14 protein-coding genes are annotated in these 14,043 nt (G+C 61.9%); 13 read left to right on the plus strand and 1 reads right to left on the minus strand.

Annotation, left to right across the window (positions count from 1 at the left end; genetic code table 11):
* Window positions 1-81: 81 nt before the first annotated feature.
* The gene (locus HLA98_RS13685; RefSeq protein WP_129550510.1) at window positions 82-501 is read right to left on the minus strand and encodes an HD domain-containing protein; all 420 of its coding nucleotides are present in this window, start codon (window positions 499-501) and stop codon (window positions 82-84) included.
* Window positions 502-631: 130 nt separating this feature from the next.
* Here HLA98_RS13685 and HLA98_RS13690 point away from each other — a divergent pair, with 130 nt between their 5' ends.
* From HLA98_RS13690 to HLA98_RS13750, 13 genes are all read left to right on the plus strand, one after another.
* The gene (locus tag HLA98_RS13690; RefSeq protein WP_005410128.1) at window positions 632-889 is read left to right on the plus strand and encodes a hypothetical protein; all 258 of its coding nucleotides are present in this window, start codon (window positions 632-634) and stop codon (window positions 887-889) included.
* Window positions 890-925: 36 nt separating this feature from the next.
* On the plus strand, window positions 926-2,605 hold the full coding sequence (locus HLA98_RS13695) for a type IV secretory system conjugative DNA transfer family protein (protein WP_057499286.1): 1,680 nt from the start codon (window positions 926-928) through the stop codon (window positions 2,603-2,605).
* A 427-nt stretch (window positions 2,606-3,032) separates the two neighbouring features.
* Entirely contained in the window at window positions 3,033-3,479 is a 447-nt protein-coding gene (locus HLA98_RS13700) for a hypothetical protein (protein WP_012480646.1), read from the plus strand.
* Window positions 3,480-3,568: 89 nt separating this feature from the next.
* Window positions 3,569-4,615, plus strand: coding sequence for a VirB8 family type IV secretion system protein (locus HLA98_RS13705; protein WP_057499285.1), 1,047 nt, complete (start codon window positions 3,569-3,571; stop codon window positions 4,613-4,615).
* Window positions 4,612-5,391 carry a TrbG/VirB9 family P-type conjugative transfer protein gene (locus HLA98_RS13710; protein WP_057499284.1) on the plus strand — a complete coding sequence of 260 codons (780 nt, stop codon included), beginning with the start codon at window positions 4,612-4,614 and terminating at the stop codon, window positions 5,389-5,391. Before HLA98_RS13705 ends, HLA98_RS13710 begins: the two co-directional genes overlap by 4 nt.
* Complete coding sequence (locus HLA98_RS13715) at window positions 5,388-6,641, plus strand: TrbI/VirB10 family protein (protein WP_100442801.1); 1,254 nt, start codon at window positions 5,388-5,390, stop codon at window positions 6,639-6,641. The genes HLA98_RS13710 and HLA98_RS13715 overlap by 4 nt, the downstream gene beginning before the upstream one ends.
* 14 nt (window positions 6,642-6,655) lie before the next feature.
* Complete coding sequence (gene virB11, locus HLA98_RS13720) at window positions 6,656-7,699, plus strand: P-type DNA transfer ATPase VirB11 (protein WP_088479781.1); 1,044 nt, start codon at window positions 6,656-6,658, stop codon at window positions 7,697-7,699.
* 3 nt (window positions 7,700-7,702) lie between these two features.
* The gene (locus HLA98_RS21460) at window positions 7,703-8,686 is read left to right on the plus strand and encodes a lytic transglycosylase domain-containing protein (protein ID WP_057501879.1); all 984 of its coding nucleotides are present in this window, start codon (window positions 7,703-7,705) and stop codon (window positions 8,684-8,686) included.
* Window positions 8,687-8,759: 73 nt separating this feature from the next.
* Window positions 8,760-9,164 carry a TrbC/VirB2 family protein gene (locus tag HLA98_RS13730; protein ID WP_053443246.1) on the plus strand — a complete coding sequence of 135 codons (405 nt, stop codon included), beginning with the start codon at window positions 8,760-8,762 and terminating at the stop codon, window positions 9,162-9,164.
* Window positions 9,157-9,465: a VirB3 family type IV secretion system protein gene (locus HLA98_RS13735; protein WP_080392955.1), complete on the plus strand. Its 309-nt coding sequence runs from the start codon at window positions 9,157-9,159 to the stop codon at window positions 9,463-9,465. Before HLA98_RS13730 ends, HLA98_RS13735 begins: the two co-directional genes overlap by 8 nt.
* Window positions 9,466-9,547: 82 nt before the next feature.
* A complete protein-coding gene (locus tag HLA98_RS13740; protein ID WP_049455396.1) occupies window positions 9,548-11,995 on the plus strand; it encodes a VirB4 family type IV secretion/conjugal transfer ATPase in 2,448 nt (815 codons plus the stop codon).
* Between the two features lie 32 nt (window positions 11,996-12,027).
* Window positions 12,028-12,816 (plus strand): TrbJ/VirB5 family protein, encoded by a 789-nt coding sequence (locus tag HLA98_RS13745; RefSeq protein WP_232015507.1) that lies wholly within the window; start codon window positions 12,028-12,030, stop codon window positions 12,814-12,816.
* A 76-nt stretch (window positions 12,817-12,892) separates the two neighbouring features.
* A complete protein-coding gene (locus tag HLA98_RS13750; protein WP_232015508.1) occupies window positions 12,893-14,023 on the plus strand; it encodes a TrbL/VirB6 family protein in 1,131 nt (376 codons plus the stop codon).
* Window positions 14,024-14,043 lie beyond the last annotated feature (20 nt).

The raw sequence follows: 14,043 nt of genomic DNA on the forward strand, positions 1-14,043 counted from the left end.
CGCAACAAGGGCAGCAGCACTCAGGGTAAATCAGCGTTTGATCGGTGACACGTTCGCCCACCCCGCCACCGCGCTGCGCGATCAGATGCCCAGCGCCGCCCGGGCGTGCGCATACTTGCCGCGCAGGCGCCCGGCCGTCGCCGCGTCGAGAATAGCCAGGCGCTGCGGATCGGCGTTGTCATCCAGATCGGCCTGCTTCACCTTCAGTGCCAGCGGGTGGGCGGCAATGCGCGCGTAGTAGCTGTCCGCGTCGGGGGCCGCGTCGCGGTTGAGCAGTTGCACCGCCTCGCGCAGCGGTGCGGGAAATGCCTCGATCCGTGCGGCAAACGCCGGACAGTCTTCGGCTACGTCATGCAGCCAGGCCACCACTTCGGCGTCATCGTCGCCGCGTACTGCGGCCGCCACCCGCGCCACATGGCAGATGTAAGGCTGGCCAGCCTTGTCGATCTGGCCTGTGTGGGCTTCGGTGGCCAGCGTGCGTGCAAGTGCTACCCAGTCCATCGCAGTCTCCTTGGATATCCGCGGACAGTTTCGCGCAAAACCCGCAGCGCTTGTGCATACGCCGATGACACTGCGATGGGCATGATGGCTGGGCAGGGGACGCAGTGTCGCCCCGACAAGGAGGAATGCGATGCAGGAATTCAGGCATGTGCTGGAAACCCGCGGCCGCTATCAGCTGGTAGCAGTGTCCTACGAGCCGGTGTACGCTCCGGGCGATGTGGTCGGCCATGCGGTCGTCGCCGACGATGGGGATCGTCTGACCGACCTGGTATCACTGGCCGAAGCGCGTCAACTGCTGTTGCAGCGGGTGCGTGAAGAGGGCGAAGAGCCCGGGCTGGAGAACGAAAACAACCTGCGGAAGAAGGCGTCGCGCTGGCGCCGCCGCTAGGCCGTCGCGCCCTCGTGCGCATCATGGAGGATTCGGGTGTTGCCCAGTAAGAAGTATCTGCTCATCGCCATCGTCACGCTGGCGACCCTGCTGCTTGGTTTCGTGTTTTCCGGCTACCTGACCCTGTTGTTCCTGGGCCTGGATACCAAGCTGTTCACCTGGAACACGTACTACCAGTACTACCACGCCATTGGCCAGCCACAGGTCGCGCCCTTCGTGGGCAAGATCAAATGGGCCAGCTACGTGGGCTTCGGCCTGCCGTTGCTGGTACTGGTGGTGACCGGCCTGGTGCTGCTGCTGAAGAAGGACAAGCGCTCGCTGCATGGCGACGCGCGCTTCGCCACCGGCGCCGACCTGTCCAGGCACGGCATGTTCAAGAAGACCGGTCAGAGCATCGTGGTCGGCAGCCATGGCGGCAAGCTGGTGCGGCTGGACGGCCAGCAGTTCGTGATCCTGGCCGCGCCGACCCGCTCGGGCAAGGGCGTGGGCGTGGTCATCCCGAACCTGCTGGAGTACGGCGAATCGCTGGTGGTGCTGGACATCAAGCAGGAGAACTTCGATCTGACCAGCGGCTGGCGCGCCAGCCAGGGCCAGGAGATCTACCTGTTCAATCCCTTCGCAGAAGATCGGCGCACGCACCGCTGGAACCCGCTCAGTTACGTGTCCGATGACCCGGCGTTCCGGGTTTCGGACCTGATGAGCATTGCGGCGATGCTGTATCCGGATGGTGCCGAGGACCAGAAATTCTGGGTCAGTCAGGCGCGCAACGCGTTCATGGCCTTCACCCTCTATCTGTTCGAGAATTGGGACGACGAGCGCAGCAGCGGTTTCCCGGGCGGCTCGGGCACGCCCACGCTGGGGGCTGTCTACCGGTTGTCATCGGGTGACGGCACCGAGTTGAAGAAGTACCTCAAGGCCTTGTCGGAGCGGCCGTTCCTCAGCGCCAACGCGCGTTCGGCGTTCGCCAACATGCTGTCCCAGGCCGATGAGACCTTCGCCTCGATCCTGGGCACCTTCAAGGAACCGCTCAATCCCTGGATCAACCCGGTGCTGGACAAGGCCACCAGCAGCAACGACTTCCTGCTGACCGACGTCCGCAAGAAGAAGATGACCATCTACATCGGCATCCAGCCGAACAAGCTGGCCGAGAGCCGGCTGATCATCAACCTGTTCTTCAGCCAGCTGATCAACCTCAATACCAAGGAACTGCCCAAGTCCAACCCGGACCTGAAGTACCAGTGCCTGCTGTTGATGGACGAATTCACCTCGATCGGCAAAGTCGAGATCATCGCCTCGGCGGTGTCCTACATGGCCGGTTACAACATCCGCCTGCTGCCAATCATCCAGAGCATGTCCCAGCTCGATGCCACCTACGGGCGGGAGGTGTCGCGCACGATCATCACCAACCACGCGCTGCAGATCCTGTATGCGCCGCGCGAGCAGCAGGATGCAAACGACTACTCGGACATGCTGGGCTACACCACCATCCGCAAGAAGAACGTCACCCACGCCCGCGAGAAGACCCACAGCTTCACCGAAGAGCGGCGCGCGCTGATGCTGCCGCAGGAACTGAAAGCAATGGGGCCGGACAAGGAAGTGTTCCTGTACGAGGGCATACCGCATCCAGTGAAGTGCGACAAGATCCGCTATTACAAGGACCGCTACTTCACTTCGAGGCTGCTGCCAAAAGTCGACGTCCCCATGCTTAACGTCTAATTCACGTCGCTAAATTTGTGACGTAGATTCATATTCATCGACGTGAAAACGTGAGATGAGTCAAGAATTCGGCATCTGTTCATGGATTTTCAGACTTGTCTGACATGGAATTGACGCGTGGTTGTGTAACTCTGTGTTCGTCATCCAGAAGTGTGTGTTGGATGGCAAAAGTTGTAGCGCAGGGTGGCCAGGAGTTTGTGCCATGGAAACAAGGATGGTTTCGACGTTGGTGAGGGTGTGCGGGTGTGTCGTCGACAGTGTCTGGCGGCCCCGCGACTTGGTTGGCAGCTTTCGGGCTGCAGGGGAGCCGGGGCAGGTGTGCTGCATGCCAGCGCGTCTCCCCGATTCCGGCGTGCGCCATGCAGCGCCGGACGACCAGGGAGCCAACGCTCGGGACTGCTTTTTCGTACGTCAAAGTGAAGCCCGTATGAATCAGGCGTTTATCGCGAAAATGTCCATCGCCGCAGTCGCGGCGCTGATGGTGGCAGGTTGTGCCACCAAGTCCGCTCCCGATTTCGGCGGCCGCTGGAAGCCGGTCAACCGCTTTGCGGCGGCGACGACCGAAATCCCGCTGTACTCCAGCTACGTCTACCAAGCCTCGCCGATGGATGGCACGCTCAAAGCCATGCTCGAGCGCTGGGCCAAGGATTCCGGACGCACGCTTGATTACCGCCTCAGCTCGGACTTCACCCTGTACGGCGCGGTCTCGAACATCGACACCACCAACGCTCAGCAGGCCGTGATCGATCTCACGGCGGCCTATGCGGCACAGGGCATCTCCGTCTCCATTGTTGGCAACCAGATCGTTGTGCAGAGCGCTGGCTCGACGCCCACCGCGTCGGCGCAGGGCGCTGATTCCAACAGCGGCACCTGAGTCCACCTCGAAATCATCGAACGTGCCGCTCCCCGCGCCTGTCGCAGGGGTGCCACGCCCATTGATGTTTCAGCAGTACGGAAGAATCCATGTTCCGCAAGAAGGATCCCGGCAATAGTCCCAAGGTCGAGCAGTCGGTCGCCAAGGCGGTCAGCTACGAGATCACCGTGGCCGACATGGCACGCCGCAGCGAGCGGCGCGCATGGTGGGTCGCCACCGGCTCTTTGCTGATGTCGCTCGCTTTGGCGGGCGGCTACTACTACATGCTGCCGCTGAAGGAGAAGGTGCCGTTCCTGGTGATGGCCGATGCGTATACCGGCACGGCAACGGTCGCTCGCCTGCGTGGCACCTTCCAGGGCGAGACGATCACCACCAATGAAGCGATCAACCGCAGCAACGTCGCCCAGTACGTGCTGGCGCGTGAATCCTACGACTCGGCGGTGATGGGCCTGCGCGACTGGGAGCTGGTGTTCGTGATGTCCAACGGCCCGGTGTCGCAGTCGATGCGTCAGCGCTATGCAGGCAACAACCCGCAGAACCCATTCGTGATGTACGGCCGGGAGAAGGCGATCCGGGTCAAGATCCTCAGCATCACGCCGCTGGGGGCCGAGCCTAACGGCAGCTTCCGGGGTGCTTCGGTCCGTATCCAGCGCAGCCTGCTGGACAAGCGCACCGGTGCGTCTACCTACCTGGACAACCAGCTGGTGACGATGCGCTTCGAGTACAACCAGAATCTCGCCTTGTCCGAGCAGGACCGCATCCTCAATCCGTTGGCTTTCCAGGTCACCGAGTACCGCGTCGACAACGATTACTCGCGTGGCGTTCCGGTGCCGGATGAAGGCGCGCTGCAGGCACAGGCCCAGCAGGCGGCGCAACAGGCGCAGGGCGTGTACGACCCGAACAATCCGGCTGCCGCCACCATCATCGATCCCGCAACTGGCCAGCCCGTTGCCGTTCCGCCCAACGGTCAGGTTCAGGGGCAGCCGATGCAAGCCCAGCCAGTGCCGGGTCAACCGGTGCCGGGTCAACCGGTGCAGGGTCAAGCAATGCCGGGGCAGGCCATGCCCGCACAGCCGGCCATGAGGCCGGCACAGAACAATTCCACCGGAACTGCTGATGGAGCAAGCAACCGATGAGTAGTCGAAATATCAGGGGAAGCGCGCTGGCGCTGCTGTCGATGTTGTCGTTGCTGTTCTGTGCAACGGCGATGGCGCAGGCGGTTGACCACTACGAGTATGAAAAGGATCGCATCTATCCTGTTCGCACCGGCCTGGGCCTGACCACGCAGATCGAGCTGAGTCCGAACGAAAAGATCCTTGACTACAGCACTGGCTTCAGCAATGGCTGGGAGCTGACGCGTCGCGAGAACGTGTTCTATCTCAAGCCGAAGAATGTCGACGTCGACACCAACATGATGGTGCGCACGGAGACCCATTCCTACATCTTCGAACTGAAGGTGGTGGCCACCGACTGGCGTCAGCTGGAACAGGCCCGTCGCGCGGGCGTGCAGTACAAGATCGCTTTCGTCTATCCAAACGACACCGTGTTCGGCGTCGCCCAGGAAGCGGTCGAAGAGGAAGCCAAACCGCTGCTGAGCTCTGAACTGGCCAAGGATCGCCAGTACAACTTCAACTACTCCTATTCGACCAGCAAGGCGAAGAAGATGGGGTGGTTGATTCCCGTCAACGCCTATGACGATGGTCGCTTCACCTATCTGAGGCTGCCGAACTCGCCCGAGTACAAGACCGGCATCTTCCCGGCGGTGTTCGGGCGTGAATCGGAATACGGTGAAGACTTCGTGGTCAACACCACGGTTGAAGGCAACACGCTGATCGTGCACGGGACGTACCCGTACCTGGTCATCCGCCATGGCGACTTCGTCGTCGGCCTGCGAAGGAACGTGAAGAAATGAGCCAGCAGAACACTCCGGGAAATGACCCGAACCCGTCTCCCTATTCCCAGGGCGCCGCTGGCCAGGAGCCGCCGTCCAACCCGTACTTCGGCAACGCCAACGACCAGCAGGCTGCGCCTGATCTGGATGCTGGCGCGCCTCAGTTGCGCTCGGCAGAAGAGCAGCGCCTGAACCGCAAAGCTTTGCTGTTCCTGGGGGGTATCGTCCTGCTGCTGATGGCAATGGGTTTCCTGCTTTTCCGCAAGGGGCAGGACGACGCAGCCGAGCAGAAGAAACCACAGGAAGAAGCACGTGCCACCACGCCGCAGCTTCCGAGCGTTGTCGGGGCGCCCGAGCCGGCGCCGCCGATCGCGGTTGCCGATCCGATCCCGATGCTGCCGCCTCCGCCGCAGCAGGAAGTGCCAATGCCGGGCTTCCCGATGGGCAACGAGGCCAAGGCGGATCATGAGCGTGGACCGACGCTGATGGACCGTCGCATGGGCAGCGGCTCCGGCGTGGGCGGGGGCGAGGCGGGCGGCGCCGCCAACGGCCAGAGCGGCTCCGACTACAACCAGGCGATGATCGCGGCCATGCAGGCGGCGGCCAATCCGCAAGCGCAGCCGCAGAAGGTGCGCCGTGGACCGGATGTGGAAGATGTCTCCAGCGCCACTTATATCCGCAGTCCGGATGCACTGCTGGTGCGGGGCACCTACCTGCGCTGCGTGCTGGAAACCCGCATCATCACCGACATCGCCGGTTACACCTCGTGCCTGCTGACGGAGCCGGTGTATTCGATCAACGGCCGCAATCTGCTGCTGCCCAAGGGCTCCAAGATCTATGGCGCCTACGGCGGTGGTCCCACGGGCAAGCGTGTGGAAGTCATCTGGGATCGCATCACCACCCCGAATGGCATCGACGTGGCCATGTCCAGCCCCGGTACCGATGGTCTGGGCGGCGCGGGCCATCCCGGTCAGTACAGCGCGCATTGGGGCAGCCGTATCGCTTCTGCCCTGATGATCAGCCTGCTGGCCGACGCGTTCAAGTATGCCGCTGCAGAGCACGGTCCGGAGACCACGACCGTGGCCAACAACGGTATGACCATCCAGTCGCCGTATGAAAGCGCTACTGCGCGCACCATGGAGCGCCTGGCCAATGAGGCACTCGGCAGCAGTCGTCGTCCGCCGACCGTCACCATCAACCAGGGCACTGTGGTGAATGTCTACGTTGCCAAGGACGTCGATTTCACCAACGTGTTGAATCCCCGCCGGTAACCCAACGAACGACCATGGACGCTGAAGTGTCACCCCTCGCCCTCGTCTCCAGCGACTTCCTGCGCTATCAGTACGAAGTGCTGGGCATCGCCGAGTACATGACTTCGCCGGAAGTGACGGAAATCTGCATCAACCGTCCCGGCGAGCTGTACCTGGAAACCCGTGCAGGGTGGCAGCGGGTGGACGTGCCGGGCCTGACTTTCGAGCGGGCCCGGCAGTTCTGCACCGCGGTGGTGAACGAGAGCAACACCGGGCAGCGCATCACCGATGCAGATCCGGTGGTCTCGCTCACGTTTCCCACCGGTCAGCGCGCCCAGTTCGTGATTCCACCGGCGTGTGACGCGGGCAAGGTGTCGATCACCATCCGCCTGCCGTCCAAGCACACCAAGTCACTCACGCAGTATCACGAAGATGGATTCTTCAACCAGATCCTGGAGAGCGACGGCAGCATCAGCGAACACGATCGCGAGCTGCTGGAGCTGCGCCATTCGCGTGAGTACGCCGAATTCTTCCGGCGTGCGGTGATGTACCGCAAGAACATCGTGGTATCGGGTGCGACGGGTAGCGGCAAGACCACCTTCATGAAAGCGTTGGTGAATCATATCCCGGACAGTGAACGCCTGGTCACGATCGAGGACGCGCGCGAACTGTTTCTGACCCAACCAAACGTGGTGCATCTGCTGTACTCCAAGGGTGGGCAGAGCGCAAGCAATGTCACCGCCAAGAGCTGCATGGAAGCGTGCCTGCGCATGAAGCCCGAACGCATCATCCTGGCCGAGCTGCGCGGTGACGAGGCGTTCTACTTCATCCGCAACTGCGCATCGGGCCATCCGGGGTCGATCACGAGTTGCCATGCCGGCAGCCCGGAGCAGACCTGGGACCAGCTGGCGCTGATGGTCAAGGCCTCCAGCGAAGGCTCTGGGCTTGAGTTCAACGTGATCAAGCGACTGCTGATGATGACCATCGACATCGTCGTCCACATCAAGGCACATGCCGGTTCCCGCTACATCACCGGTATCGATTTCAACCCTGGGCGCGCCCAGGGGCAGGAGGGCTGAAGGATGCTGCCAGGACTGGAAATGATGGCGTGCCCGGAGATGGCCGTGTCGATGGACGTGATGCAGCACGTCATCAATGTCGAATCGTCGCGCAATCCCTACGCGATCGGCGTGGTGGGAGGAGCGCTGGTGCGCCAGCCCAAGGCGCTGGACGAGGCGTTGGCCACCGTGCGCATGCTGGAAGAGAAGGGCTACAACTTCTCCATCGGCCTGGCCCAGGTCAACCGCTACAACCTGGGCAAGTACGGGCTGGATTCGTACGAGAAAGCGTTCCAGCAGTGCCCGAACCTGCAGGCCGGATCCCGCATCCTCGCCGAGTGCTACAAGCGCTCGGGTGGCGATTGGGGAAAGTCGTTCAGCTGCTACTACTCGGGCAATTTCGAAACCGGCTTCCGTCACGGCTATGTGCAGAAGGTCTACGACTCGATCCGCCGTGGGCAGCAGGTCGCCAGCAACGGCGTTGCGCCTATCGACGTCGTGAGCCGTGGCGAACGCCGTAGTGTGAAGATCGAGCATCACCCGCAGCTGGCGTCGCCGGCACAGGCGCGCATTGTCGCCCAGTCGAACGGACCGGTGTACGTTCCTTCGGATGATCCAGCGCGTGCGTACGTGGTGTACCCGTCCACCGGTGCGATGGCGCGCGGCAGTCTGCTGAATATTGCCGATCAGGCGCTGTCCAAGGTCGTCCTGGGGTCGGTGGACCGGATGATGCAGCCCCAGCAGGCAGGTCAGCAGGGCGGGGCTGCACAGCCGCAGCAGGTGCAGTTCCCGCAGGGCATGGCCCAACGCCTGCCGTCCCAGAACAGCTTGGCAATGCCGCAACAGCTTCCTGGTGCCGCGGGCGGCACCGACAATGGCCCGGTGATGCTGCGTCCGTGGAGCGAACGCAACCTACCGGTGGCGGAAAGCGCAGATTCGTACAACGCGCCGGCGCAGGGCGCGCCGGTGCAGCAGATTCCCGCAGGGGATGCGGCCTTCGTGTTCTGACGAAGTCGTGGTGCGGCCAGTCCCCCGGCTGGTCGATTCAGTTGTGTTAGTCCATCAACAAGGAAATCAATCCATGAAGCGATCCAATCTCGACCTCGTCCAGGCCCAGCGCACGCTGAAGACCCTGCTGATGGCAACGATCTTCGTCGGCGCATTGTTCGCCCCGCAGGTGTTCGCCACCAACGGCGCCACCAACTACGGCGGTACCGACGGCAAGGTCTGCGGCTTCTTCTCCAACATCAATGGCCTGCTGAACATGGCCTCGATTGCCGTCGTCACCATCGCGGTCATCTTCGCCGGCTATCAGATTGCCTTCGCGCACAAGCGCATCAGCGAGGTCTCGCCGATCCTGATCGGTGGCGTCCTGATCGGTGCCGCCGGCCAGATCGCCCGCATGCTGCTGGGTGACGAGTACGGCACCTGCGAAGGCAAGACCGGCATGCTGATCCAGCAGGCAGTGCTCTACTACAGTGCATAAGAACGTCGTCTTCCGCGGTTGCACTCGCCCGGCAATGTTCCTGGGCGTTCCCTACCTGCCATTCTTCATGGTGGCAGGTGGGTTGCTGCTGCTGAGCGTCTACACCAATTTCTGGTTCCTGCTCACCATTCCGGTAGCAATTTTCATCATGCGGCAGATGGCCAAACGTGACGAGATGATCTTTCGTCTGATGGGCCTGCGCCTGATGTTCAAGCTGCGGGTGCGCAACGTGCAGCAGCACGACGGCATGTGGGTATTCAACCCGAATCATTACCGCAACAAGCCGGCCCGAATGGATTGAGGTCCGGAATGGCCTGGCGGGCGCGTGCTGCCCGCCAGGCCACCTCGAAGTTCCCTGGCAGTAACTCTTTGGAAGCAGTCGTATGTTCAGCCCAGATACCTCCATCAGTGAGTTCATTCCCCTGTCGACGCATGTCGCCCCGAACGTGGTCAAGACCACGGGCGGTGACTACCTGTTGACCTGGTACCTGGAGGGGTTGCCGTTCGTGGGCCGCGAGGAATGGGAACTGGAACATCGGCACAACACCTTCAATCGCCTGCTGCAGACGCTGCGTGCGCCGGACTTCGTCAACGTCGCCTTCTGGGTGCACGACATCCGTCGCCGCCGCACGTTGAAAGGCAAGAGCACCTACCGGCAGCGCTTCAACCAGGACGTGTCCGACCAGTACATGGGCATGCTGTCCTCGCAGCGCATCATGCAGAACGAGCTGTACCTGACCATGATCTATCGCCCGGTGGTATCGGGTAAGCGCTTCGTGGAGAAGTCGGCGAACGTCGATCGTCTGCGTGCCGAGCAGGAACAGGCCATCGAGAAGCTGATGGAGCTGGCCGGCAACGTCGAGGCAGTGATCCGTGATTACGCGCCGTATCGCCTGGGCATGTATGAGGCAAAGAATGGCGTGGTGTTCTCCGAGACGCTGGAGTTGTTCGGATACCTGATCAACCGCATCGACGAACCGGTGCCGGTGCTGCCGGCGCCGATCAAGGATTACCTGCCGGTCAGCCGGCACATGTTCTCGGCCAAGACCGGCGACTTTGTCATCAACACCCCGAATGGCGCCAACCACTTCGGTGCCATCCTCAACATCAAGGAGTATGCCGAGGGCACCTACCCGGGCATTCTCAACGGCCTGAAGTACCTGGACTACGAGTATGTCATCACCCATTCGTTCAGCCCGATGGGGCGCCAGGACGCGCTGAAGGTGCTCGACCGCACCAAGGGCATGATGATCTCCTCCGGCGACAAGGCGGTCAGCCAGATCGTCGAGCTGGACCAGGCCATGGATCAGTTGTCGTCCGGCAACTTCGTGCTGGGCGAGTACCACTTCATCATGGCGGTGTACGGCGACACGCAGGCCAAGCTCTCGCAGAACGTCGCCTCGACCCGGGCCGAGCTGTCCAACGCCGGATTCGTGTCGACCAAGGAAGACCTGGCGGTTACCTCGTCCTTCTATTCGCAGCTGCCGGGCAACTGGCGCTACCGTACGCGCCTGGCCAATGTCAGCTCGCTGAATTTCCTGGGTCTGTCACCGCTGCACAACTTTGCTACCGGCAAGCAGCACAACAACCCCTGGGGCGACTGCGTCACCACGCTGCAGACCACCAACGGCCAGCCGTATTACTTCAACTTCCACGCGACCCATCCGTCGGAGAATTCGCTGGGCGAGAAGGCGATCGCCAACACCATGGTGATCGGTAAGTCAGGTACCGGTAAGACCGCGCTGATCAACTTCCTGCTCAGCCAGGTGCAGAAGTACGAGCCGTCGCCGACCATTTTCTTCTTCGACAAGGATCGTGGTGCGGAGATCTTTGTGCGTGCCTGCGGCGGCAACTACCTGGCCCTGGAGAACGGTGCGCCGACTGGCTTCAACCCGTTCCAGTGCGAGAACAACGAGTCGAACGTGCAGTTCCTGGCCGACCTGATCAAGGTGCTGGCCGGCAAGCGCGAGTACAGTGCCCGTGAAGAAGAGGACATCTACCGCGCAGTGGAGAGCATGCTCGATACGCCGATGCACCTGCGCAACATGACCAACTTCCAGAAGAGCCTGCCCAACATGGGCGATGACGGTCTCTACGCGCGCATGCGCCGCTGGACCTCGGGCAATTCGCTGGGCTGGGTGTTCGACAACCCGGTCGATACCGTTGACCTGAGCAAGGCCAACATCATCGGGTTCGATTACACCGACATCATCGACAACCCTGAAGTGCGCGTGCCGGTCATCAATTACCTGCTGCACCGCCTGGAGTCGCTGATCGACGGCCGTCCGCTGATCTACGTGATGGACGAGTTCTGGAAGATCCTGGACGGCGAGGGTGGCCTGAAGGAGTTCGCGAAGAACAAGCAGAAGACCATCCGTAAGCAGAACGGCCTGGGCATCTTCGCCACGCAGAGCCCGGAAGATGCGCTGAAGAGCGACATCTCCGCGGCCCTGATCGAACAGACCGCCACGCTGATTCTGCTGCCGAACCCGAACGCCAGCAAGAGCGACTACATGGATGGCCTGAAGCTGACCGAGGCCGAGTTCAAGGTGGTTACCGCGCTGGACGAGCGGTCGCGCTGCTTCCTGGTCAAGCAGGGTCATGCCTCGAGCGTCTGCCAGCTCAACCTGCGCGGCATGGACGACATCCTGTCGGTGATCTCGGCCTCGACCGACAACATCGACATCATGCATCGCGTGCTGCAGACGGCAGCGGTCCGCAACCGTGTGACGGTGGACGAGTTGACCCCGGATCAGTGGCTGGACGCGTTCTACAAGAATCGAAAGGGCTCGGGCAAGCGAGCCGAACAGGATCAGGAGGAGACGGCATGAACCTGCCCACTCAAACGAACAAGGAAACTGCCATGACGACCGAAACCCAACGCAAGCCCATTCGCCGGCGTCGCATGGCGCCCCTGATGGCAGCCGTACTGACGCTGGGCCTGACCGTGAGCACGGGCACCAGCCCGGCGCAGGCGATGACCGTCTATGACCCGTTCAACTGGGTCATGAACTTCCTGCAGGAGATGAAGGCCGGCAAGGAGTACTTCGAGACGGCTGCGCGCTGGAGCCAGACGGCCGAACAGTACACCAAGACCATCGACAACTGGCTGTCCAAGCTGCAGAACTGGACCCAGATCATTGCTTCGCCGCTGATGCCGCCGACACCCACGCTGACGAAGATTCCCGAAAACTGGAACGTGGCCGAAAAGTGCGGTGGCGATTCCATGATCAGCATGAGCGGCCTGATGGCAGTGCTGAACATGAGCCCGGGCGGCGATATCGGCGCGCAGCAGCGAGCGATCTGCTCGTACATCCAGGTGCTTGAGAACAAGAAGTACAACGAGACCGTCGAGGTCGTGCAGATGTCCATGCCGGCGATGGAGCAGATGCTGCAGCAGCTGCGCCGGATCCGCAACGCGTTCAAGAACGAAGGCGCGCTGCAGGAGGATATCTCCAACAATACGGCAACCGCGGTCGAACTCGATAAGGCGTTCAAGAAGTGGGAAACCACCGTCAAGGTCTACGATCAGCAGATTCTTGCCCTTCAGGGGCGGCAGAAGAACCTGGCCGAGCGTGCGTTGCGTGGCGAGCGCAATCCGATTGGCAGCGTCATCAAGGCCGGCGCGCTGAAGGCCGCGCTTTCGAAGTGAATCACGTGCGCAACGCACTCCAGCAGGGCCCCGATGCGGGGCGGGTGATGTGATGAGTCAGGGAATGATGCACGGTATGGTGTTCAATGATCTGTTGCACGGCACGTTGTTCGCCTCGGTGGGCGACTTCGTCTTCTTCCGGCTGATCCTGGATTATCTGCGCGACGAGATCACCAACTTCGGCAACGGCATCCTGAGCCGGATGATGACCTGGGTCGGCACGATGGCGTTGGTGCTGATGACGCTGTGGGTGCTCATCCAGGGCTTCCGCATCGTGACCGGACGGAGCCGTGACTCGATGGCTGCGCTGATGACGAACATGGCGCGCGCCGCCCTGATCGTCACCGTCGCAACGTCGATGGCGATGTTCGGAACCAAGCTGCAGAACTTCCTGACCGACGATGTGCAGGACCAGATCACCTACATCGTGACCGGCAAGAAGTCGACCGCCTCGGAGCTGATCGACAAGAACCTGGGCTACATGCAGCTGGCACTCACGTCGGTAAGCGTGCTGGATGTGGCCGGCGACGTGGCTCTGGATAGTGCCAAGACCCGCGCGATGTGGTTCATCGGCCTGGGAACGGGCGGTCCCGCCGTGACCGCAGGCGCGATGTTGCTGCTGTACCAGATTGCGCTGGCGCTGTTCATCGGATTCGGACCACTGTTTATCCTGTGCCTGCTGTTCGAGCAGACAAAGTCGCTGTTCCAACGATGGTTGTTCTATGGCATCGGCACCATGTTCTCGATGGCCGTGCTGGCGGCGATGACCGGCATTGCCATGGAAATGGTGGCGCGCGTGGCGGCTTCGTTCTGGGGCGCGTCCGCGCTGGGTGCACTGCTGGGGTCGAACCTGACCGAGGGCATGAGCAGCATGGCGCTTCAGCAGGGCGGCATGGGCCTGATCCTGACGACGCTGATCCTGACTGCGCCCCCAATGGCCGCGATGTTCTTCCAGGGCACCCTGGGTACCTTCATGGCATATTCGCAGATAGGTGGTAGCCCGGTGCCGACCTCGCCGGGTCCGAACGGGCAGCCGCCGGGCTCCAGTGGGTCGGGTGGATTCTTCACTCCAACTGCACCATCTCGAAGCAACGGTGGCGGTCATATTGAGAATTCCAACAATATGGGACGAATTAGCGGGTCTGGAGTGCCGGCGCATGATGCATCTCCTCCATCAGGGAGGCGTGGTGCTGCGGCTACTGAGTAGAGGTTGAAATCACTATGGCT

The organism is Stenotrophomonas africana, assembly GCF_013004645.1.
Lineage (GTDB): Bacteria > Pseudomonadota > Gammaproteobacteria > Xanthomonadales > Xanthomonadaceae > Stenotrophomonas > Stenotrophomonas africana.